Here is a 21,068-nt window from a genome sequence, read left to right as displayed (position 1 = left end):
CATGGCACAGCCGCAATCGCCGACGTGGTCGATGCCGCGCGGAGTCATCGTGTTGCTCGGTATCGCGGCGCTCGTCGTCGCCGTCGCGGGAACTCGCGCGTTCGCGGGGGTCGTCGGGCCGACCTTCCTCGCCCTGATGCTCACCGTCGTCGTCCATCCGCTTCCCGAGTGGCTGCGTCGCACAGGGGTGCCGAACTGGATCGCGACCGTGCTGGCGATTCTCGTCGTGTACGCGATCCTCGGCATCCTCGTCCTGTCGTTGGTGTTCTCGACCGCGCGGCTCGCCACGTTGCTCCCGACCTACGCCGACGACTTCGACGGTCTGGTCGCGGACGTGCAGAAGTTGTTGTCGGACAACGGCATCGGTCAGGATCAGATTCACGACCTGCTGTCGAAGCTGGACGCGTCGACCATTTTCGGGTTGGTCGACGGCATTCTGACCGGGGCGTTGTCGATCTTCTCGAACCTGTTGTTCGTGCTCGTCCTTCTGCTGTTCATGGCGGTCGACGCCAGTTCGTACACTCCGCGGACAGCGATACTGCTGCGCACGCGTCCGGACATCGCCGACGCGTTCCGCAGGTTCTCGTCCGGAACCCGTACGTATCTCGTCGTGTCGACGGTCTTCGGACTCATCGTCGCCGTCATCGACACGGGCGCGCTGTGGGCGATGGGCATACCGCTCCCGGTTCTCTGGGGCCTGCTCGCGTTCATCACGAACTACATCCCGAACATCGGTTTCGTCATCGGACTCATCCCGCCCGCGCTGATCGGACTCCTGCAGGGCGGGCCGAAGCTGATGATCGCCGTCATCGTGGTCTACAGCGTCGTCAACGTCGTGATCCAGTCGATCATCCAACCGAAATTCGTCGGCGACGCCGTCGGGCTGTCGGTGACGTTGACGTTCTTGTCGTTGGTCTTCTGGTCGTGGGTGCTCGGACCCCTGGGCGCGATCCTCGCGATCCCGCTGACGCTGATGGCCAAAGCGTTGTTGGTCGACATCGACCCGGCCACCAGGTGGGTCGACGTCCTCGTCTCGAGCGGGCCGCCGCCCGAACCCGAGAAGTCGACCGCGTCGCCGCCTGCGCCGGAGACCGACGGGCCCGAACTCGTGGAAGGATCGCCTCACAAGGACGAGAAATCACCCGAGGAGTGAGAGCGATGGGCTACCCGCAGGATGCGCTGGCCGACGAGGAAGAATTGCTGCTGCATCACCACCCTCACTGGAAGATGCTGGTTCTGCCCGCTCTCACGTTCATCGCCGTCACCGCTGTTGCAGGGTTCGCGATCGGCGTCATCTCGGCACGTCTCGACGGAACCGCTGCGACCGTCGCATCGATCGTCACCGCGGTGATCTGGGTGATCGTCGTCGGCTGGAGATCCGTCGCTCCGCTGATCAGCTGGCAGTGCACGCACTTCATCGTCACCGATCGCCGAGTTCTGGTGCGGCAGGGCGTCATCACCCACTCGGGCATCGACATTCCGATGGGTCGCATCAGCAACGTGCAGTTCCGTCACGGGCTGGTCGACCGCATGCTCGGAACAGGCACCCTCATCATTGCCTCCGCGTCCGACGACCCACTGGAGTTCGACGACATCCCACAGGTGCAGCGTGTGCACTCCCTGCTCTACCAGCAGGTGTTCGACTCACTGGAGGTCCGGCGCGATGCCGTGTACGCCGACGAGCCGAACGACGGCGACGATGTCGACGGGGCTGTCAAGCGCGGGTGGCGTGCGGGGCGACGCCGATAGCCCCCTCGTCCCGTTCGCCGGAATACACCGTTCTCACAGAATCGAACCGTAGGCTTGCATTCGTGACCGATGTGCTCTTGGCAGAAGACGACGAAGCTATCGCGGCCCCGCTCTCGCGCGCCCTCACCCGTGAGGGCTACACGGTGACGGTCGAGCAGACCGGTCCTGCCGCGTTGCAACGAGCACTCGACGGCAACTACGACCTGTTGATCCTCGACCTCGGTCTGCCCGGCATGGACGGTCTGGAAGTGTGCCGTCAGGTGCGCGCGAACAAATCCGAACTCGCGGTGCTCATGCTCACCGCGCGTACGGACGAGGTCGACTTCGTCGTGGGGCTCGACGCGGGCGCCGACGATTACGTCGGAAAGCCTTTCCGGCTCGCGGAATTGATGGCCCGAGTCCGGGCACTGCTGCGCCGACGCGGCCCCGGCGAGGACTCGCCTGTCGAGGTCGGATCGATCAGGCTCGAGCCGGCTGCCCGACGCGTTCTCGTGGGCGGCACCGAAATCTCGCTCGCCAACAAGGAATACGAACTGCTGAAGGTTCTGCTCGACCATGCGGGTCAGGTCGTCTCCCGCGAGACCATCCTGCGCGAGGTGTGGGGCGACGCCGAACTGCGCGGCTCGAAGACTCTCGACATGCACATGTCGTGGCTACGCCGGAAGATCGGCGACGAAGGTCCCGTCGCCGAGCGTCGAATCGCCACGGTCCGTGGCGTCGGGTTCCGCATCAACAACGACTAGAAGAAGCACATGCGTCGCCGCATACTGCAGTCGATCCTGGCCGTCGTCATCATCACGGCCCTTCTGCTCGGTCTGCCCCTGATGTACACCGCGTGGCTGTGGGTCGAGGATTTCACTCGCGACGACCTGCAGCGCCGACTGGACAGGATGGCGTCGGAAATCCTGTCTCAGGAAGCAGACACCGGCATGGTCCAGGGTGAGCTCGACATCGGCTCGCTGCGTCTGGCCATCCCGCAGGGTGGCCGGCTCGTCGTCGTGTATCCGACGCCTCAGGACGCGGCGTCGCGCGTCGACATCGGTGAGTCGTTCGTTCCACGTCCGCTCGTCGAGTCGCTGTCGATGGGAACGTCCGGGTCATTGCGTCTCGAAGTGCCGTCGGACGACATGCGCACGCTGCAGAAGCAAGCCGTCGGCGCGGTCGGTCTTCTCGTGTTGGCCTCGATCCTGACCGGCACTGCCATCGCCGTGTTGACAGCGAAACGCTTGTCCGACCCGCTACGTGACGTCGCGGGCCGCGCGGCTCGCCTCGCCGAGGGCGACTTCCGTCCCGATTCGACGCGGCACGGCATCGCCGAACTCGATCGCGTGTCCGACGTGCTCGACGCGGCGACAGTCGAGATCGCGGGCAGGCTTCAGCGCGAGCATGCGCTCGTGGCCGACGTGTCCCATCAGCTGCGCAGTCGTCTGACGGCGGTGCGGCTGCGCCTCGACGAGCTGTCGACGCACCACGACCCCGACGTCGTCGGCGAGGCCGAGGAAGCGATGGCTCAGGTCGACCGGCTCACGTTGGCGATCGACGAACTGGTCCGTTCGTCCCGCAGCGACGGTGCGCCCGGCGCACAGGAGGTCCCCGTCATCGCGGAACTTTCCGGCGTGGTCGGGGAGTGGCAACCGAACTTCGACGACGTGGGTCGCACTCTGGTACTCAAGGGAGACGCAGATCTGACGGCGTCGGTGACCGGATCTCGTCTCCGCGAAGCGGTGTCGGTGCTCGTCGACAACGCGCTGTCCCACGGCGGCGGCACCTGCACGGTGGCGGTACGGCTCGTCCCGGCACTCGAGACTGCCGAACGCAGGCGCGAGCCGCTGGTGTGCGTCGAGGTGTCCGACGAAGGGGCAGGCGTCAGCGACGAACTCGCGCCGCACATCTTCGACCGTGGCTTCTCGGGTGCCGGTTCGACCGGCGTCGGATTGGCGTTGGCGCGTGCGCTCGTCGAAGCAGACGGAGGGCGACTCGAACTGCAGCGACGCAAGCCGGCGCTGTTCTCGGTGTTTCTCCCGGCGTTTCGCGAGTCGGTGATCCGCAGCGGACCGACTCAGGTGAGGGAGCCGCGGTAGCGGTGGTTCAGCTGTGGCCGAGTTGTTCCTCGGCTGCTTCCTCGGGCGTCGGGTCGTAGTCGGTGGACCCGGCGGCCGCGCCGCGAGCGTTCTCGTCCGGAAACGCGAACTTCCGCAGTGCCCAGAAGCGGAACGCCATCTGCAACAGGTTGCCGATGATGTAGTTCAGCACGAAGTCGAGAATGACCAGCATCGTCAGGCTGGTGTGACCTTCGCGAATGTCGAAGAGATTGTTGGCGATGAAGAGCGGCGCAGCGGCGAGGATCACACCGATACCGCTGATCGCGAAGAACAAAAGTGCCTCGTGATGGCGTTCGCGGCCGCCGCGATTCTTGAACGCCCACTCGCGGTTGAGGATGTAGCTGAGAATGGTCGCCATGACGCCGGAGATGACCTTGGCGACCACGGGTTTGGGCTCGAGGATCGTCAGACTGAGCGAGTAGAAGATCGCCAGGTCGAAGACCATGGTGGTACCGCCGACGATGGCGAACTTGATGAGTTCGCTGTGACGAATCGCGAGGTCCCGAACCGGTCCGGGCAGGCGATGAATCACATTGTCGATCAGAGGCACAACGAAGGAGTCTACGAAACGTAGTGCGATTCGAGCGAACCGGCGCGCAGATCATCAGCGATCTCTCAGAGAGTCGCGGGGGACTGGTGCCTGCCGGACACCGCTCGCATGACACGATAGGAAGCCGTGACTGGTCAATCTCCGCGCCCCACTCCTCCACGCTCGTCGACGACCGGTATGCCCGTCGTCACGATGATCGGCGGGGGACAGCTCGCGCGCATGACGCATCAGGCTGCGATCGAACTGGGCCAGACGCTGCGCGTTCTGTCGGCCGGTGCCGACGAGCCGGCGGCCCAGGTCAGCGCCGACGTCGTTCTCGGCCATCACGACGACTTGAACGCGTTGCGGTCGGCCGCGACCGGATCCAACGCGTTGACGTTCGACCACGAGCACGTTCCGACCGAGCACCTCGACGCGCTCGTCGCCGAGGGCGTCAACGTGCAGCCGCCGCCGACGGCGTTGATCTATGCGCAGGACAAGCTGAAGATGCGTCGCAAGCTCGGTGAGCTGACCGCCCCGATGCCCGCGTTCGCGGAGATCACGTGGGCCGGTGACGTGACTAAGTTCGGTGACGAACACGGCTGGCCCGTCGTCATCAAGTCGATCCGCGGCGGATACGACGGCCGCGGCGTCTGGATGCCGGCGGACTCGGACGAAGCCGAACAGATCGTGCAGCGGCAGCTCGACCTCGGCGTTCCGCTGATGGTCGAGGAGAAGGTCGATCTCGCCCGTGAGCTGTCGGCGATGGTCGGACGGTCGCCGTTCGGTCAAGGTGCCGCCTGGCCCGTCGTCGAGACGGTGCAGCGGGACGGGCAGTGCGCCGTCGTCATCGCGCCCGCGCCCGCGCTCGACGAGGACGTCGCACTCGACGCCGAACGGCTCGCGCTCGGGTTGGCCGCGGAACTCGGCGTCGTCGGCGCCATGGCGGTCGAGCTGTTCGAGACGAAGGACGGCAAGATCCTCGTCAACGAACTCGCGATGCGCCCCCACAACTCCGGGCACTGGAGCATGGACGGTTGCCGCACATCGCAGTTCGAGCAGCACCTGCGAGCCGTGCTCGACTACCCGCTCGGCGACACGACGCCGTTGGCCCCGGTCACCGTCATGGCCAACATTCTCGGCGCTCCCGAGGCGCCCGAGATGTCGATGGACGAACGCCTGCACCACCTGTTCGCACGCATGCCCGACGCCAAGGTGCACCTGTACGGCAAGGGCGAACGCAAGGACCGCAAGATCGGACACGTCAACGTGCTCGGAGCGGCGAAGGGCAGCCTGAGCGACGCCGAGTACGTTGCCGCAGTGCGCGAGAAAGCAGAGCGTGCGGCGCACTGGATGTCGCACGCCGTATGGACCGACGGATGGGATCCCCACAGCAATGACTGACGCAGGACAGGGCCCGCAGGTCGGCCTGATCATGGGCAGCGACTCCGACTGGCCGGTCATGGAGGCCGCCGCAGAAGCGTTGGCCGAGTTCGGTATTCGATTCGAGGTCGGCGTCGTGTCGGCGCACCGCACGCCCCAGCGCATGCACGACTACGCGACGAGCGCTGCCTCGCGTGGCCTGCAGGTCATCATCGCGGGCGCAGGCGGTGCTGCGCATCTTCCCGGCATGGTCGCGTCGGCGACGCCGTTGCCGGTCATCGGTGTTCCCGTTCCGTTGAAATACCTGGACGGGATGGATTCTCTGCTGTCGATCGTCCAGATGCCCGCGGGCATCCCGGTGGCGACGGTGTCGATCGGCGGTGCGCGCAACGCCGGACTGCTTGCCGCGCGCATCCTCGGCGCGAGCGATCCGGCGCTGCGCGCCCGCATCGAGCAGTTCCAGGCCGGTCTCGAACAGATGGTCCTGGAGAAGGACGAAGCGCTGCGCGCGAAGCTGCTGGGATAGCTGCGCTGCGCGCCTGTGCGTGAACAGTCGCAACGGAGGCCAACTATGAACGCACGGGTGCGGAGCGCATCACGCGGCAGCATCGGATCGCTCGTCGCGACCTACGTCGCGCTCGGTTACGCCCGCCTGTGGCGCGCGAAGATCGCGTTCGACAACGACCACCGCCTGTTCGTCGCGTCGGGCATGCGCGGTGGATTCGGCCGCGGCGGAACAACGATCGGCGGGGTCTATCTGACGCGCACCAACACCTCGCGCGTGGTGTTGCGTCACGAAAGTGTCCATGCCGACCAGTGGGCGCACTACGGGGTGCTGTTCGCAGTCCGATACCTCGTCGAAGAGGTCAGGCATTCCGGCGCGTCGAACAAGTACGAAATCGAAGCCGGGCTGGGTGACGGTGGGTACAAAGGCAGGCCCCCGAAGTTCTAGCCCAGAGTCTTCGTGACTTTCTCGGTGGCAGTGCGCCGTTCGAGCTTCGTCTCGTCCGGGTTCGAGACCTGCACCAGCGACGCCCCGACGACCAGCACCGACAGCAGACCGTCGATCAGCTCGTCGGGCGTGCCCCACGACAGCGACGACAGCACGCGGTCGCCTACCGCGAGCGAATGTGCCTCTGCCCGAGCACGAGCCGCGGCGAGGACCTCGTCGACCGGCCGGCCGTCCAGGGCCGGGCCGTCACCCGACGGACGGAACTGATCGCCGTGGACGCGTACCGACGTCGCATAGTCGGTGACGCCGACGGGCAGATCGGCGACCGGCTTGCCGAAAGCATCGAGGGACAGCGCGAGGATCTCCGGGATGTCGCCGGCGTCGTCGACCCGGTTGCCGTGTACGAGAGCAACTTCCGCGTCGGGATCGGCAGTGAGTACCACCTCGGCGCCTGCCCACCATGCACCGAGCAGCACGGCCGCAGTCTGCCAATGAGCAGGCAACAACACGCTGACCTTCGCACCCGGCTGCAGCCCGATCTCGTCACGAAGCAGATTGGCGGTCTTGGCCGCCCAGTTCGCCAGCGTGACCGCGGAGACCTCGATGCGCTCACCGGTCGCGTCGTCGTAGAACGTCACGCGCGGACCCGCGGGATCCGTGCGGAGAATCGGGTCGAGCAGTTTCTCGGTCAGAGTCGCAGCCACGAGTGCCACCCTATCGGAGACGTTGCGATCGGCTCAGTTCACGCAGGCGGGGCCGGTCGAGCCCGCATCGATCGGGGGAGCAGGCGATTCACCGCCCGACGCGGCGAGCTGGTCGGTCGTCGTGGTCGTCGTCGTGGATCCGCCCGCGCCGGGGCCCGAGTAGTCCGACGCGAGGACGACTCGGACGGTGTCGTCGGTCAGCGTGTCGTCGGAGGTGATGTCGATCCCGCCGAGCGCGGCCGACACCGCCTTCGCGGCGTCGCTGTCGGGGTCGGCGGCCTGAACCGTGCTGGTGGACACGGACGTTCCCTCGTAGTTGCCGACGGTTCCGTTGCCGTAGCCCAGCGATCCGAGCGAACTCGCGACGCCGTTGGCGAGTCCGTCTATGCCGCTGTCGTTGGCGACGTCGACGGTCACCGACGACGGATCGATCTGGGGCGCTTCGGGTTCCGTCGTCGACTCCGGCTCGTCCGCGGTGCCGTCGAGCAGTCCTTCGACGTACTTCTTCACGGCGGCGGGATCGACCTCGACGATGGACTCGCCGTACTCGGTCGAGCCGTTGATGTCGACGGCGGGGATGGTCTCGAACTTGACCTTGCCACCGGCGAGGTCCTGCAGCCGCGTCGCGAATTGCAGTATGTCCCAATCGGAGTCGAGGACGACCGACCGCTGCACCGCGGCGCTCAGCTGACCCAACTTGGACGGGTTGCTGAGCGTCTTCGCGCTCAGCACGCTGCGCACCAGCGAGGCCATGAACACCTGTTGCCGCACGATGCGATCGAGGTCGCCGCGGGGCAGACCGTGCCGCTGGCGGACGAAGCTCAGTGCATCGGAGCCGGACAGGGTCTGTTCTCCCGCAGGGAAATTCGCACCGGACATCGGTTCGTCGACGGGCGCGTTCAAACAGACGTCGACGCCGCCCACGGCATCGGTGAGAAGAACGAACCCGAGCAGACCGACCTCCGCGTAATGGTCGACGGTGATGCCGGTCAGGTCGGCCACCGACTCGATCAGTGCCTCGCGGCCGGCTTCGGTGGACTGGGTCTCCGCGTCGGAGTCGGACACGCCCTGATTCACCAGTTCCAGGCGCTTGTTCTCCTTCGTCGCACCGTACGCGGCGTTGATCTTCGACTTGCCGATACCGGGCACCTCGACGTAGGAGTCACGCGGTATCGAGATCGCCGTGGCCGACGAGCCGTCGTTGGGGACGCGGATCAGCACGATCGTGTCGGTGTTCGACGCCACCTCCTCGCCTGCACGCAAGGAGTCGAGCTCGCTCTGCGACAACGCGTTGCCGTGCGCGTCGGTGCGGCTGTCGGTGCCGACCATCAGAATGTCGACGGCGCCGTCCGCGCCGCCGCCGAGGCCGAGAGCGCCCGCGGACGCGATGTTCGATCGAAGGCTGTCGACGCTGCGCCACGCGAATCCGGTGACCACGAGGACCACGACCGACACGGCGGCGACGAGAACCTGTGGCGGTTTGAGCCTGCTCGCCCCTGTGGTCCCCGAGAGTGGGGCGGCGTCGCGCCGAGGCCTGCGTACCCGTTCGGCGCGTGAGTCGGGGCGTCCGGGCGCACCGGGCGCACCGGGCTCGCCTGCATCGCTGCGCCTGCGGGATTCACCGCGCACTCGAGATTCACCGCGTCCTCGAGATTCACCGCGTCCACGAGGCTCGCTGCGTCGCACACGGGAGCGTGGATCTCTCCCCGACGCATCTGACTCTCGTGACACCTGGTGACCTCTTTCGTTCGGCGTTTCCTCCGTCGTCCCGAGGAACCAGGCTACTTGTGAAATCTCACTGCTTCGCTCAGGCAGCGACGGCGTGCCACACTTTGCAACTGTGGTGAACATCCTTGTGACCGGTGCCGGGGGACAGTTGGGACGTCAGGTGGTGGCCCTCGCAGGCGATCGCAGTGATGTCGATCGCGTGATCGGGGTGACCAGCGGCGACCTGGACATCACCGACGCGACGTCAGTAGCCGACGCCGTCGAACCCGGGTTGGTGGTCGTCAACTGCGCGGCGTACACCGCCGTCGACGCCGCCGAGACGGACTTCGAGCGCGCACTCGCCGTCAACGCGCACGGGCCGAGAAATCTCGCGGAGGCCTGCGCGCGGGCATCGGCGACGCTGATTCACGTGTCCACCGATTACGTGTTCGACGGGAGCGCCGACGCCCCGTACGAGACCGACGCCGCCACCGGACCCCGCAGCGCCTACGGCCGAACGAAGCTCGCGGGGGAGCATGCCGTCCTGCGCGCGTTGCCGTCGGCGTCCGTCGTTCGTACCGCCTGGGTGTACACCGGCGACGGCGCGGACTTCGTGTCGACGATGCGACGTCTGGAACGCGAGCGCGAGACGGTGACCGTCGTAGACGATCAGACCGGATCACCCACCTACGCACGTGACCTGGCCGGCGGACTGCTCGAACTGGCGACGGCGCCGCGCCCGGCCGGGCCGATCCTCCATCTCACCAACTCGGGCACGGCGACGTGGTACGACCTGGCACGCGCGGTCTTCGCAGGCGTCGGAGCCGACCCCGACCGTGTGAGGCCGTGTTCGAGCGCCGAGTTCGTCCGTCCGGCTCCGCGGCCCAGCTACTCCGTGCTGTCCGGGGCGGAATGGGAGCGGGCAGGGCTGACACCGCTCCGCGACTGGCGTGACGCTCTGGACGACGCTCTCCGCGCGGTCGGCGCCCGGGCCTGACACGGAGCTACCGCTAGTCTTGCCGCGTGAGTTCCAAGCTGGCCGTCGTGACGGTGACCTATTCGCCCGGTAAATACCTGGACCAGTTCCTCGAGTCCCTGGACACGGCAACGGACGAGAAACCGCTGGTCATCATGGCCGACAACGGCTCGACCGACGGCAGTCCCGAAGCCGCTGCGGTCAAGTACCCGCACGCCAGGCTGTTCCGGACCGGCGCGAATCTGGGCTACGGCGGAGCGGTCAATCGTGCCGTCGCGGAGATCGACGACAGTGTCGAGTTCATCGCCGTCGTCAACCCGGACGTCAAGTGGCACCCCGGTGCGCTCGACGGTCTGCTCGAGGCCGCGGAGCGCTGGCCGCGGGCCGGTGCGCTCGGCCCGCTGATTCGCGAACCCGACGGCAGCCGCTACCCGTCCGCACGCGCGGTGCCGAACCTGACGTCGGGTGCGGGGCATGCGTTGCTCGGAAAGATCTGGGCCGGGAATCCGTGGACGCAGCAGTACCGACAGGACAACGAAGCTGTGACCGAGCGAACAGTGGGCTGGCTGTCCGGCTCGTGCCTTCTGCTCAGACGCGCCGCATTCGACTCCGTGAACGGGTTCGATTCCCGTTATTTCATGTATATGGAGGACGTCGACCTGGGCGACCGGCTCGGAACGGCCGGATGGCTGAATGTATATGTGCCGAGCGTGGAAGTCACCCATTCCAAAGGCCATGCAGCAGGCAGACATCCGGAGTTGATGCTCCCGGCGCACCACGCGAGCGCTTATCGATTTCAGGCAGATCGTCACCCGCATCTGTGGCAAGCTCCCCTACGATGGGCGCTACGCGCCGGATTGGCCGTGCGCTCGAAGGTGGTTGTGGCTGCGGCACTTCGACAGCGACAGATCGACGACAAGAGAGAGGCCGATGATGTCAGCTGAGGCGGGAAGTAACACTGACGCCGTTATCCTGGTAGGCGGCAAGGGGACTCGGCTTCGGCCGCTGACCCTGTCGGCTCCGAAGCCCATGCTTCCCACGGCAGGTCTGCCGTTCCTGCACCATCTGTTGGCTCGCATCAAAGATGCGGGTATCGACCACGTCGTGCTCGGCACGTCGTTCAAAGCCGAAGTCTTCGAAGAGCATTTCGGGGACGGCTCGTCGCTCGGCATGGAGATCGAGTACGTCACCGAAACGGAACCGATGGGAACCGGCGGTGGCATCAGGAACGTGCTGCCTCGCCTCCGTGCGGACAACGTCATGGTGTTCAACGGCGACGTCCTGGGCGGCACCGACCTCACCGCAGTGTTGGACACTCACCAGCGCACCGAAGCCGATGTGACGCTCCATCTCGTTCGCGTCGGTGATCCTCGTGCGTTCGGTTGCGTCCCGACGGACGAGGACGGCCGCGTCACGGCGTTCCTCGAGAAAACTCAGGATCCGCCGACCGATCAGATCAACGCCGGCTGCTACGTCTTCCGTCGCGAGATCATCGAGAAGATTCCGCACGACCGTCCCGTGTCGGTCGAGCGTGAGGTCTTCCCAGCACTGCTCGCCGAGGACAAGCGCGTCTACGGGCACGTCGACACCGCGTACTGGCGTGACATGGGAACGCCCGAGGACTTCGTCAAAGGCTCCTCGGATCTCGTGCGCGGCATCGCGCCGTCGCCCGCGCTCACCGGTACGCGCGGGGAATCGCTCGTGCACCCGAGCGCAGGCGTCGCACCCGGTGCGTTGCTGATCGGTGGCACGGTCGTCGGCCGCGGCGCGGAGGTCGGAGCAGGTGCCCGCCTGGACGGCGCGGTCATCTTCGACGGCGCAGTGGTCGAAGCCGGTGCGGTCGTGGAGCGATCCATCATCGGTTTCGGTGCCCGCATCGGACCTCGCGCGCTCGTGCGAGACGGTGTCATCGGCGACGGTGCCGACATCGGCGCACGCTGCGAGCTACTGCGCGGCGCCAGGGTGTGGCCGGGCGTGAAGCTCCCCGACGGTGGAGTCAGGTTCTCCACCGACGTCTAACGTTTCTCCGCGAGTCCGACGAGATGGGCGATCGTGTCCGCCTCGGCGGACTCGGGGAGAGCGTCGACCGGCCACCACCGCAGATCGGTCGACTCCTCGCTGCGCACCGCCCGAGCACCTTCCGGCGCGCGCACCAGGAATCGCAGGTCGAGGTGACGCGTCGGCTTCCCGAGCGAGCACGTGATGGGATGTGTGTGCGCGGAGAGCAAGTGCGCGTCGATGTCCAGATCGTGGATACCGGACTCCTCGCGTGCCTCCCGTAGCGCCGCGTCGACGACGGACCTGTCCGACTCCTCGCAGTGACCGCCGAGCTGGATCCACCGTCCGACCCGCGGATGCAGCGTCAGCAGAACGTTCTTTCCCGACGCGTCCAGCACCAACGACGAGGCGGTGATGTGTCCCGCCTCGTTGGCGCGCATGCACCCGTTCGGATTGCTGGCAAGGAACGCGAGCATCGTGTGACGGAGCGAATCCTCGTGCCACGCCTCGGTGTTCCATGCGTTCAGTACGTCGACTGCCGAATCGTGCAGTGCGAGAGCCTCATCGGTGACGGACACGTCAGATCTCCATCAGTTCGTTTCCGGGCGTGCGGGGGTCGCGCGGTGTCAGTTCCTCCTGTGGATGCCCGATCGCGATGGCGCCCATGGCTTTCCAGTCCGCCCGCAGACCCAGCTCGGTACGGACGAGGTCGGAGGCGAAGATGGTCGAGCCGACCCAGCAGCTTCCGAGGCCGCGGACCGCGAGCGAGACCAGAAGTCCCTGCACGGCCGCACCGACCGCGACCGTGAACATGGTGTCCTCGGCGCGGGTGCGGCGTTCGTCGGGATAGGAGTGCGCACCGTCCGGCACACAGAACGGAATGACCAGTTCCGGAGCGTCGAACAGGATGTCTCCGCGGGAGGTGCGCGTCTCGATGCGCTCCTCGGTCCACCCGTCGGCGCGTAGGTCCTGCTTCCACTTCTCCTTCATCTCGCCGAGCAACCGGGCACGAAGCGCGGGCGTTCGCACCCACACGAAACGAACGGGATGCGTGTGATGCGGTGCGGGTGCGGTCAACGCGTCGCCGACTGCATCTCTGATGTCGTCGGCGTTCACGGGCTCGTCGGTGAACGACCGGACCGAACGACGCAGCAGCAGTGCGTCGCGCCTGCCCTTGTCGATCGACTCGGCGGTACCGAGCCAGAACAGGTCCTCCTCGCCCGGTCTGACGAGGTCACGTGCGACGGAACCGTCGTCCACGGGTGCGAGACCGCGAACGACGGCGACCGGGACCGAACCGAGCTTGCCCTTGACGAGGTCTCCGGCTGCGGCGATCTCGTCGGCGACCGCTACTTCGGTGACGACGAGTTCGTTCCCTTGGCTGTCCTCGGCGCCCGCGTACGCGTGGACGACGGCGAGTCCGGCGGCTCCGATCGCGACGTCGGTCTGACCGATGCGCCACGCCCTACCCATCGTGTCGGTGACGACGACGGCGACGGTCACACCGAGCGAGCCGACGAGTGCGGATCTCAACGCTGCCGCACTCGCATCCGGATTCTCAGGCAGCAGAGCGAGTTCCGCGCGATCGACGTTCGATCCGTCGATTCCCGACGCCGCCTGCACGATCCCGAGTCGGTTCTCGGTGATGAGCGTGCGGCCCTTGCGTGCGACGACGCGTACTGCTTCCTGATCGACGAGGCGGCGTCGGGCGGCGTCCCTCTCGTCCGGATCGATCGGCGCGTCGACCAGTCGGCCCTCGACCTTGGAGAACACCTTGCTCGTCACGACAAGGACGTCGCCGTCGCGAAGCCAGGGGGCGCTGCGGGCGATCGCGCCCGCGAGGTCGTCGCCCGGTCGGAACTCGGGAAGACCCGGTACCGGGATGACCTCGATGCGGCCGCCTGGTGAATGGTCCTGCGGCACTGAAGAATTCACAGGTCCACCCCCGCGCAGTGCAAGGCGGCTGCAGCCATCCGTGCGGTCGTCTCGGGATCGGTCATCAACAGTGGAACACTGCGGACGTCGACGCCTGGAATCGTTGCCGTGTCGGTCGAGTGAATCAACCAGCCGTCGAGGATTCCCGTGTCCGACCGTGCACCGTAATACTTTCCGACGGCTTCCGCGGTGGTCTCGACGTCGATCACGGACAAGCATTCGTCGGCCATTCCGCGCAGCGGTTTGTCGTCGACGATGGGGGACAGGCCGACTACTTTCGCAGCCGTCGTGCGCAACGCGCTGCGAATGCCGGGCACCGCGAGAATCGCTCCGACGCTCACGACGGGATTCGACGGCGCGAGGATCACGGCATCCGCGTCGGCGATCGCCTCGAGCACTCCCGGTGCGGGACTTGCCTGTTCGGCCCCGATGTGCGCGAAGCTGTGTGTCTCGATCTGTGCGCGGTAGCGAACCCACCACTCCTGGAAGTGAATTGCGCGGTGCGATTCACCGCTCGGATCCTCGGGATCGGTGACGACGACGTGCGTCTCGCTTCGGTCGTCGGTCACCGGCAGTAGACGCAACCCCGGCTTCCATCTGTTGCAGAGAGCTTCGGTGACGGCCGACAACGGGTATCCGGTGCGCAACATTCTGGACCTGATGAGATGCGTCGCGATGTCACGGTCACCGAGGCCGAACCAATCCGGGTCGGCTCCATAGGCGGCGAGTTCGTCTCGTGCATGCCACGTTTCCGCGACGCGGCCCCATCCGCGCTCGGTGTCGATCCCGCCGCCGAGCGTGTACATGCACGTGTCCAGATCGGGGCAGATGCGCAACCCGTGCATCCACACGTCGTCACCGACATTGACGATCGCGGTGATCTCGTCGTCCTCCCCGAGAAGGGATTTCACACCCTGCAAGAACCGGGCTCCGCCCACGCCTCCGACCAAGACAGTAACTTTCACAAGGTCGAAGCCTAGGCCGTGCGCGTGAACCGTGGGTAGGCGAGTGCCTCGTGGATCGAGTCCGGCGCTCGCTCCACGCGCGAACACCTGCGACACGCTGACGACGCTCGCCGATTCGGGGAGGGTGCCGAATTCGAGCCGAAGATGGTATTGGAATATCGTCGATCAGCTTGACCGCAGCGGTGTCCGGCGTGTCTAATCACATGTATGTCATTCCACGATCGTTCGACGAATTTCGTTGGAGTGGCCCTGGATTCGAACACGCGTTCCCATGTGGCGGCATCGCGTCGGGACGTGTAGTAAAGGTCGAGGGTTCGTTGGGTGGCAGCGAATACCGGCGCGGGGCAAGGTATTCGGAACCGACCGAATTTTCTGCGCTATTCGAAGGTGAGGAGGCGGAAGCGATGTACGACCAGCACGTGACACGTGAAACACGGGGCGAAACCGGTGCTCACCTCAGCGCAGTCAACCACGCGCCGCAGACCGATTCCGAAGCAGGCGCAGCATCACGCGGCTGCGACGACAACATGATCGACATCTCGATCGGCACGACCGCCGACGCAGGTGCGGACGCCACCTCGGTGTCCGTGGCTCCGTCGCCGGACGTGACGCCGGTCGACGCGGGCGCCGCGTATCTCGCGGCCGCGGTGATCGACGAAAGCGATTCTGCGGCAACCGATTCGATTGACGATGACGGAGCCGAAGACGGAGGCGACGACGACCTCGTCGACTTCGACGGTGACGAGATCTCGTCGCGCGCACCGGAGAAGCCGCTTCTGAGTCTGATCGCCGGCTTCGATCAGATGTTCGAGGAGATCGAGGATCAGTGGCAGGAGCGTGCACTGTGCGCTCAGACCGATCCCGAAGCGTTCTTCCCGGAGAAGGGTGGATCCACTCGCGAGGCGAAGCGCATCTGCCTCGGCTGTGAGGTCAAGGACGAGTGCCTCGAATACGCGCTGGCGAACGACGAGCGCTTCGGAATCTGGGGTGGACTGTCCGAGCGCGAGCGTAGAAGGCTCAAGCGCGGCATCGTCTGATCAGCCGCCGACCGTCGGCGGGGCCTACATGTCGTCGTCGAATTCCGGGTCGACGACCTCGGGTTCGACGCCGAGGTAGGTTGCGACCTGTTCGACCAACACCTCGTAGAGCAGATCCTCTAGATCCTCGGGGTGCTGGGCGCGACGTTCGAGTGGGCGTCGAAAAAGAACGATCCGGGCGCGTGTCGTCTCTCCGCGCCGGTCTATTCCTGCGGGCACCAGCCGCGACAGCGGAACCGGCCCCTCTGCCACCACCTCCGGTGGCCAATCGATCGAGTCCGGGTCGATCGCTCTTATCTTCGGGACCTCGTCGACCGCGATGTCGAGACGTTCGAGGCGTTCGTGCAGTCGGTGGTCGATGCGTGCGAACGCCTCGAGCACGGCACGATCGAAGCGGTCGGCGCGTGTGCGATGGCCCGGCAGATCCGGGGGGATGATCGGTCCGCGGATCCCGCGACCGCGTCGTTCGGCGGATCGTGATGTGTGTCCGGAACCCGTTCTGGCCATACCGTGAGGTTATCTTCGGTGATTCGCGGTGTGTCGAGGGGTCGGCCGGAGCGGGGGAGGTAGTCTCTCGCATGTGAGATCACTGCGTGGATGCTGCCGACCGGGGTGTAGTCGTTCGGCCGTTGCGACGCTCACGTATGTCTACTCCGATTCGACCGCGGTCGTCGGACCTCTCGCCACCGTGGACGAGCCGCATTCGTGGGACCTGTGTGAAGTGCATGCCTCGACCACGACGGCTCCGAAGGGCTGGGAGCTCGTCCGCTACGAGGGCGGTTACTCCTCCACCTCGCCCGACGAGGACGATCTGACCGCTCTCGCCGAGGCCGTCCGCGAGGCCGGCCGCGGCGATCGCCCGCGTACGGACGAGGTGAGCACTCAGTCCGAGGGGCGCCATGCTCGTCGAGAGGACTCCGAGGATCGACCGACGCCGCCGCCCGCGCGCACGGGTCGCCGCGGACATCTGCGCGTACTGCCGGACCCGACGTCCTGACCTGACTTCGCTGCGTCTCTGCTCGCCGCCAGTTGTTCTGCGCGAGCGTGTTTCGCATACTTTCGATCACAACTCGGTGAGTTCGACGCGCCCCGTTCGCCCGGTTGTGGAAGATTCGTGATCGAGTTCGATGTTTAGATCGAGTTCGATCGTCGCATCCAATTCTGGACCGTTCGCCCCACCCACATCACGAGGAGTCGTTCGTGGCACGAACTACCGAGTCCGTCAACGCGGTCATCAAGGCTTACGACGTGCGAGGGGTGGTGGGTGAGCAGATCGACGTCGAGTTCGTACGTGACGTCGGTGCAGCATTCGCCAGATTGGTGCGGGACGGCTCGACCGACCGCGTCGTCGTCGGCCACGACATGCGTCCTTCGTCTCCCGAATTGTCACGGGCGTTCGCCGAGGGCGTCACCGCGCAGGGATTGGATGTCGTCCTGATCGGACTGGCGTCGACGGACCAGCTGTACTTCGCATCCGGTCTTCTGGAGTGCCCCGGTGCGATGTTCACCGCCAGCCACAATCCCGCGCAGTACAACGGCATCAAGTTGTGCCGAGCCGGCGCGAAGCCCGTCGGTCAGGACAGCGGCCTGGACAAGATCAAAGCCGAACTGGTCGACGGCATCCCCGCCTACGAAGGTGAGCCGGGAACGATATCGGAGCGCGACGTTCTCGACGAGTACGCGGCGTTCGTGCGTGAACTGGTCGACCTGACGAAGGTGTCCGGCGTCAAGATCGCGGTCGACGCTGCCAACGGCATGGGCGGACACACGGTTCCAGCGGTTCTGGGGTCGCTGCCCGTCACCGTCGAACCGCTGTACTTCGAGCTCGACGGAACCTTCCCGAACCACGAAGCCAACCCGCTCGATCCCGAGAACCTGAAGGATCTGCAGAAGTTCGTCGTCGAGACGGGCGCCGACATCGGACTCGCGTTCGACGGTGACGCGGACCGGTGCTTCGTCGTCGACGAGAAGGGCGATCCGGTGTCTCCGTCCGCGGTGACGTCGCTCGTTGCCGAACGCGAGCTCGCCAAGGAGCCCGGCGCGACGGTCATCCACAACCTGATCACGTCGCGCGCTGTGCCGGAACTGGTCACCGAGCTCGGTGGCACGCCCGTACGCACCCGCGTCGGCCACTCGTTCATCAAGCAGCAGATGGCCGAAACCGGAGCGATCTTCGGTGGCGAGCACTCGGCGCACTACTATTTCCGCGATTTCTGGGGTGCGGATTCCGGCATGCTTGCCGCGCTGCACGTGCTGGCCGCGCTGGGCTCGCAGGACCGTCCCCTGTCGGAGCTGATGCAGTCCTACGAGACGTACGCGGCGTCGGGCGAGATCAACTCGACGGTCGCCGACGCAGCCGAACGAACCGCCGCTGTGCTCGACGCGTTCGCCGATCGCACCAGCGCAGTCGATCGCTTGGACGGCGTCACCGTCGACCTGAAAGACGGTGCCTGGTTCAATCTCCGTGCGTCAAACACCGAGCCACTGCTGCGGCTGAACGTCGAAGCCCGCACGAGCGAGGAGGTCGACGCATTGACCTCCGAGATACTCGGCGTGGTGCGAGCCTGACTGGAATAGTGAACGAGTAGATCGGACCGAAAGAGTGAACGAGCGAGTTCGACGAGGAGAGGACGGTGTCGACGGATCATGACTGCCGCGTCGCCCCTGTTCGATCTCGACGACTCCGACGCTCTGGTCGCCGCCGACGTCGACGGTGTTCTTCGTAGCGCAGCCCTGGCGGGAGCTCAGGCTCGGGCCACCTCGACCGCCGTCGTCGAATCGGTGTCCGATCGGCTGCGCGATCTGCGTCCCCGCAGCGTCGTGTTCGTCTGCGGCGACGGTAGAGCCGGACGGGCGGCATCCGTTCTCGTCGCCGCTCTCGGCTCGCGAATCGGAGTTCCGCTCGTGCACGCACCAGGGACACCGCCATGGGTGGGGCCCTTGGACGTCGTGCTCGTCAGCGGTGACGATGCGGGAGACCCGAGGCTCGCGGAGTCGACGGCGGCCGCGGTGCGACGCGGTGCCGAGACCGTGCTCGTGACGCCGGACGAAGGGCCGTTGCGGTCGGCGGCTGCAGGTCGAGCAGTGTTCGTTCCACCGAAAATCGCAGTGCGAGAACACAATACGATCATGCGTTATCTGGCTGCGGGTATCGCAGTCCTCGGCACTCTCGCCGACGGTGCCTACCGGCAGTTGCTGCCCGACCTCGACGTCGTGGCCGATCTCCTCGACGCAGAAGCGGCGCGGAATCACCCGACGCACGAGGTGTTCCACAACCCTGCGAAGTCCCTGGCGGCGCGAATTTCGGGGGCGCGGGTGGTACTGACCGGATCCAGTCCAGTGGCGGTCGAGATCGCCCGTCACGCCGGCGAGGTGTTGTTCCGAGCAGCGGGCGTCGTGAGCGCCACGGGAGAACTCGGCGACGTCGTGTTCGCCGCCGTCGCTGCCGGACGGTCTGCCGCCACCGACAGTGGCGCGTCGTACGACCCGTTGTTCCACGACGAGCAACTGGACGGGCCGCGACCCCAGCCACCGGTACGGGTGGTGGTGTGCTCCCCGCCGGACGCGGTCGCGCTGACGGAACGGCGGACCGCAGCAGTCCCGGACGCGCTCGTGTTGTCCGCGGACACCACGATGTTCGATCCGCGGACGTCCGGGTACTCCGAAGCCGGTCGGCGAGTGCCGGAGGACCGGACGCCCGACATCGAAGCCGTGAACCTGGGCGAACTGGGAGCTATGACGTTGTTGGCGACGCGGTTGGAAATGGCCGCCGCGTATCTACATGTGATGGGCGGTAGGTAGTGCATTTCCTGCACGGGGCAGTCAGGTCGTATGCGTGGGGGTCGCGGACGTCGCTCGCGGAGCTGCGCGGGCACACGGTGCCGTCGGAACATCCGGAAGCGGAGATCTGGCTCGGTGCCCATCCCGCCGATCCGGCACACGTCGGCGACGGTTCGTCGAAACAGTCGCTGCTGACGCGAATCGACGAGGACCCGGTACGCGAGCTGGGCGCCGATACCGCGGAGACGTACGAGGGACGGCTGCCGTTCCTGCTCAAGCTGCTCGCGGCGGACGAGCCCCTGTCGCTGCAGGCCCACCCGAGCGCCGCGCAAGCGAAGGAAGGCTTCGCGCGCGAGGAAGAACTGCGCGTCCCGATCGATTCGCCGGTCCGCAACTATCGCGACGCCAGCCACAAGCCCGAGCTGATCGTGGCGTTGACCGAATTCCATGCGCTCGCAGGCTTCCGGTGCCCACGGCAGACCGTGGAGTTCATGGATGCGCTCGGTGTCGAGGCGCTGTCCGTCTACCGTTCGCTGCTCGCCGACCAGCCCGATCAAGCCGGACTGCGCACCGTGTTCACGTCGTGGATCACCCTGCCCGGCCCCGCGCTCGATGCGTTGCTGCCCCTCGTGGCCGATGGTCTGGTCCAGTACCTGTCGACGCGCGCGCAGGAGGATGGGGGCAAGTTCGTCGCCGAGGCCAGGACGTTGCTCGAGCTCGGTGAGTCCTATCCGGGCGACGCGGGTGTTCTCGCGGCGATGCTGTTGAACCGTGTCACCCTGAACCCGGGGCAGGGTCTTTTCCTCGCTGCGGGCAACCTGCACGCGTACCTGTCGGGTACCGGTGTGGAGATCATGGCCAACTCCGACAACGTACTTCGAGGCGGTCTGACGCCCAAGCACGTCGACGTACCGGAATTGCTGCGCGTACTGGACTTCGAGCCGGCCGAGGTGACCGTGCTCGATCCGGCCCTCGATTCGGTCGAACTGCCCGTGCGCTACGACACTCCGGCCCCGGAGTTCGCTCTGTCCAGGTCGACGCTGGCCGACGGAAGCTCGGTGAAGCTGGACAGCGCAGGACCCCAGATAGTCTTGTGCACCGACGGTCGCGTCGCGCTCGACGACGGGAACACGGAGTTGATCCTCGAACGCGGCGCGTCGGTATGGGTACCGGCGGCGGATCCGGTGGTTGCGGTGCATGCCCGGTGGGGCGCGGCAGAAGTGTTCAGCGCCACAGTCGGCTAGCGTACGA

Annotated in this window: 22 protein-coding genes; 15 read left to right on the top strand and 7 right to left on the bottom strand. The window is 66.3% G+C overall.

What is annotated here, in order from left to right; translation table 11 throughout:
- Position 1 precedes the first annotated feature (1 nt).
- The 4 genes from RhoFasB10_RS07830 to RhoFasB10_RS07815 all read left to right on the top strand — a co-directional run bounded on the left by RhoFasB10_RS07830 (position 2) and on the right by RhoFasB10_RS07815 (position 3,830).
- Positions 2-1,153, top strand: a complete 1,152-nt coding sequence (locus RhoFasB10_RS07830) for an AI-2E family transporter (protein ID WP_068421567.1) — start codon at positions 2-4, stop codon at positions 1,151-1,153.
- Between the two features lie 5 nt (positions 1,154-1,158).
- Positions 1,159-1,749 (top strand): PH domain-containing protein, encoded by a 591-nt coding sequence (locus tag RhoFasB10_RS07825; protein WP_068421564.1) that lies wholly within the window; start codon positions 1,159-1,161, stop codon positions 1,747-1,749.
- A 62-nt stretch (positions 1,750-1,811) separates the two neighbouring features.
- Positions 1,812-2,492 (top strand): response regulator transcription factor, encoded by a 681-nt coding sequence (locus RhoFasB10_RS07820; RefSeq protein ID WP_068421561.1) that lies wholly within the window; start codon positions 1,812-1,814, stop codon positions 2,490-2,492.
- Positions 2,493-2,501: 9 nt separating this feature from the next.
- Positions 2,502-3,830 (top strand): ATP-binding protein, encoded by a 1,329-nt coding sequence (locus RhoFasB10_RS07815; protein ID WP_068421559.1) that lies wholly within the window; start codon positions 2,502-2,504, stop codon positions 3,828-3,830.
- 7 nt (positions 3,831-3,837) lie between these two features.
- Here RhoFasB10_RS07815 and RhoFasB10_RS07810 read toward each other — a convergent pair whose 3' ends face one another.
- A complete protein-coding gene (locus RhoFasB10_RS07810) occupies positions 3,838-4,401 on the bottom strand; it encodes a GtrA family protein (protein WP_068421556.1) in 564 nt (187 codons plus the stop codon).
- Between the two features lie 177 nt (positions 4,402-4,578).
- On the opposite strand from RhoFasB10_RS07810, the gene RhoFasB10_RS07805 reads away from it, so the two are divergent.
- The 3 genes from RhoFasB10_RS07805 to RhoFasB10_RS07795 are packed head-to-tail and all read left to right on the top strand — an operon-like array spanning position 4,579 to position 6,715.
- Positions 4,579-5,784, top strand: coding sequence for a 5-(carboxyamino)imidazole ribonucleotide synthase (locus tag RhoFasB10_RS07805; RefSeq protein WP_206030653.1), 1,206 nt, complete (start codon positions 4,579-4,581; stop codon positions 5,782-5,784).
- Positions 5,777-6,289: a 5-(carboxyamino)imidazole ribonucleotide mutase gene (gene purE, locus RhoFasB10_RS07800; RefSeq protein WP_068421551.1), complete on the top strand. Its 513-nt coding sequence runs from the start codon at positions 5,777-5,779 to the stop codon at positions 6,287-6,289. The genes RhoFasB10_RS07805 and purE overlap by 8 nt, the downstream gene beginning before the upstream one ends.
- A gap of 45 nt (positions 6,290-6,334) precedes the next feature.
- Complete coding sequence (locus tag RhoFasB10_RS07795) at positions 6,335-6,715, top strand: hypothetical protein (RefSeq protein ID WP_068421548.1); 381 nt, start codon at positions 6,335-6,337, stop codon at positions 6,713-6,715.
- Here the strand turns inward: RhoFasB10_RS07795 and RhoFasB10_RS07790 are convergent.
- Positions 6,712-7,419 carry a TIGR03089 family protein gene (locus RhoFasB10_RS07790; RefSeq protein WP_068421655.1) on the bottom strand — a complete coding sequence of 236 codons (708 nt, stop codon included), beginning with the start codon at positions 7,417-7,419 and terminating at the stop codon, positions 6,712-6,714. The genes RhoFasB10_RS07795 and RhoFasB10_RS07790 overlap by 4 nt on opposite strands.
- Before the next feature lie 33 nt (positions 7,420-7,452).
- Entirely contained in the window at positions 7,453-8,874 is a 1,422-nt protein-coding gene (locus RhoFasB10_RS07785; RefSeq protein ID WP_068421545.1) for an LCP family protein, read from the bottom strand.
- Positions 8,875-9,259: 385 nt separating this feature from the next.
- On the opposite strand from RhoFasB10_RS07785, the gene rfbD reads away from it, so the two are divergent.
- The 3 genes from rfbD to RhoFasB10_RS07770 are packed head-to-tail and all read left to right on the top strand — an operon-like array spanning position 9,260 to position 12,121.
- Complete coding sequence (rfbD, locus tag RhoFasB10_RS07780) at positions 9,260-10,123, top strand: dTDP-4-dehydrorhamnose reductase (RefSeq protein WP_068421542.1); 864 nt, start codon at positions 9,260-9,262, stop codon at positions 10,121-10,123.
- Positions 10,124-10,149: 26 nt separating this feature from the next.
- The gene (locus RhoFasB10_RS07775; RefSeq protein WP_068421539.1) at positions 10,150-11,046 is read left to right on the top strand and encodes a glycosyltransferase family 2 protein; all 897 of its coding nucleotides are present in this window, start codon (positions 10,150-10,152) and stop codon (positions 11,044-11,046) included.
- A complete protein-coding gene (locus RhoFasB10_RS07770) occupies positions 11,036-12,121 on the top strand; it encodes an NDP-sugar synthase (protein WP_167675884.1) in 1,086 nt (361 codons plus the stop codon). The genes RhoFasB10_RS07775 and RhoFasB10_RS07770 overlap by 11 nt, the downstream gene beginning before the upstream one ends.
- On the opposite strand, the gene RhoFasB10_RS07765 is transcribed toward RhoFasB10_RS07770, so the two are convergent.
- The 3 genes from RhoFasB10_RS07765 to cofD all read right to left on the bottom strand — a co-directional run bounded on the left by RhoFasB10_RS07765 (position 12,118) and on the right by cofD (position 15,000).
- Positions 12,118-12,576: an NUDIX domain-containing protein gene (locus RhoFasB10_RS07765; RefSeq protein WP_167675882.1), complete on the bottom strand. Its 459-nt coding sequence runs from the start codon at positions 12,574-12,576 to the stop codon at positions 12,118-12,120. The genes RhoFasB10_RS07770 and RhoFasB10_RS07765 overlap by 4 nt on opposite strands.
- Positions 12,577-12,679: 103 nt before the next feature.
- On the bottom strand, positions 12,680-14,035 hold the full coding sequence (locus tag RhoFasB10_RS07760; protein WP_167675861.1) for a coenzyme F420-0:L-glutamate ligase: 1,356 nt from the start codon (positions 14,033-14,035) through the stop codon (positions 12,680-12,682).
- On the bottom strand, positions 14,032-15,000 hold the full coding sequence (gene cofD, locus RhoFasB10_RS07755) for a 2-phospho-L-lactate transferase (protein WP_167675859.1): 969 nt from the start codon (positions 14,998-15,000) through the stop codon (positions 14,032-14,034). The genes RhoFasB10_RS07760 and cofD overlap by 4 nt, the downstream gene beginning before the upstream one ends.
- An 803-nt stretch (positions 15,001-15,803) precedes the next feature.
- On the opposite strand from cofD, the gene RhoFasB10_RS07750 reads away from it, so the two are divergent.
- Positions 15,804-16,037 carry a WhiB family transcriptional regulator gene (locus tag RhoFasB10_RS07750; RefSeq protein ID WP_027498876.1) on the top strand — a complete coding sequence of 78 codons (234 nt, stop codon included), beginning with the start codon at positions 15,804-15,806 and terminating at the stop codon, positions 16,035-16,037.
- 24 nt (positions 16,038-16,061) lie between these two features.
- Here RhoFasB10_RS07750 and RhoFasB10_RS07745 read toward each other — a convergent pair whose 3' ends face one another.
- Positions 16,062-16,544, bottom strand: a complete 483-nt coding sequence (locus tag RhoFasB10_RS07745; RefSeq protein ID WP_068421527.1) for a metallopeptidase family protein — start codon at positions 16,542-16,544, stop codon at positions 16,062-16,064.
- Between the two features lie 73 nt (positions 16,545-16,617).
- On the opposite strand from RhoFasB10_RS07745, the gene RhoFasB10_RS07740 reads away from it, so the two are divergent.
- The 4 genes from RhoFasB10_RS07740 to manA all read left to right on the top strand — a co-directional run bounded on the left by RhoFasB10_RS07740 (position 16,618) and on the right by manA (position 21,061).
- On the top strand, positions 16,618-17,034 hold the full coding sequence (locus RhoFasB10_RS07740; protein WP_174551350.1) for a DUF3499 domain-containing protein: 417 nt from the start codon (positions 16,618-16,620) through the stop codon (positions 17,032-17,034).
- A gap of 203 nt (positions 17,035-17,237) precedes the next feature.
- Entirely contained in the window at positions 17,238-18,605 is a 1,368-nt protein-coding gene (locus RhoFasB10_RS07735) for a phosphomannomutase/phosphoglucomutase (protein ID WP_068421524.1), read from the top strand.
- Positions 18,606-18,683: 78 nt separating this feature from the next.
- Entirely contained in the window at positions 18,684-19,838 is a 1,155-nt protein-coding gene (locus RhoFasB10_RS07730; protein WP_167675857.1) for a tobH protein, read from the top strand.
- Positions 19,838-21,061, top strand: coding sequence for a mannose-6-phosphate isomerase, class I (gene manA, locus RhoFasB10_RS07725; RefSeq protein WP_167675855.1), 1,224 nt, complete (start codon positions 19,838-19,840; stop codon positions 21,059-21,061). The genes RhoFasB10_RS07730 and manA overlap by 1 nt, the downstream gene beginning before the upstream one ends.
- The last annotated feature ends 7 nt before the right edge of the window (positions 21,062-21,068 follow it).

It is taken from the genome of Rhodococcus sp. B10 (genome assembly GCF_011770055.1).
Taxonomy (GTDB): Bacteria; Actinomycetota; Actinomycetes; order Mycobacteriales; family Mycobacteriaceae; genus Rhodococcoides; species Rhodococcoides kyotonensis_B.
Note: the sequence above shows the minus strand (reverse complement) of the source record. Positions and strands in the feature narration are given on the sequence as shown.

Excerpts from the sequence above, each read along its gene's own strand:
- RhoFasB10_RS07765 (WP_167675882.1), bottom strand. The coding sequence starts at position 12,576 with ATGCTCGCGTTCCTTGCCAGCAATCCGAACGGGTGCATGCGCGCCAAC.
- RhoFasB10_RS07730 (WP_167675857.1), top strand. The coding sequence starts at position 18,684 with ATGACTGCCGCGTCGCCCCTGTTCGATCTCGACGACTCCGACGCTCTG.
- RhoFasB10_RS07745 (WP_068421527.1), bottom strand. The coding sequence starts at position 16,544 with ATGGCCAGAACGGGTTCCGGACACACATCACGATCCGCCGAACGACGC.
- RhoFasB10_RS07795 (WP_068421548.1), top strand. The coding sequence starts at position 6,335 with ATGAACGCACGGGTGCGGAGCGCATCACGCGGCAGCATCGGATCGCTC.
- RhoFasB10_RS07750 (WP_027498876.1), top strand. The coding sequence starts at position 15,804 with ATGTTCGAGGAGATCGAGGATCAGTGGCAGGAGCGTGCACTGTGCGCT.
- RhoFasB10_RS07805 (WP_206030653.1), top strand. The coding sequence starts at position 4,579 with ATGCCCGTCGTCACGATGATCGGCGGGGGACAGCTCGCGCGCATGACG.
- RhoFasB10_RS07815 (WP_068421559.1), top strand. The coding sequence starts at position 2,502 with ATGCGTCGCCGCATACTGCAGTCGATCCTGGCCGTCGTCATCATCACG.
- RhoFasB10_RS07770 (WP_167675884.1), top strand. The coding sequence starts at position 11,036 with ATGTCAGCTGAGGCGGGAAGTAACACTGACGCCGTTATCCTGGTAGGC.
- RhoFasB10_RS07825 (WP_068421564.1), top strand. The coding sequence starts at position 1,159 with ATGGGCTACCCGCAGGATGCGCTGGCCGACGAGGAAGAATTGCTGCTG.
- purE (WP_068421551.1), top strand. The coding sequence starts at position 5,777 with ATGACTGACGCAGGACAGGGCCCGCAGGTCGGCCTGATCATGGGCAGC.
- RhoFasB10_RS07830 (WP_068421567.1), top strand. The coding sequence starts at position 2 with ATGGCACAGCCGCAATCGCCGACGTGGTCGATGCCGCGCGGAGTCATC.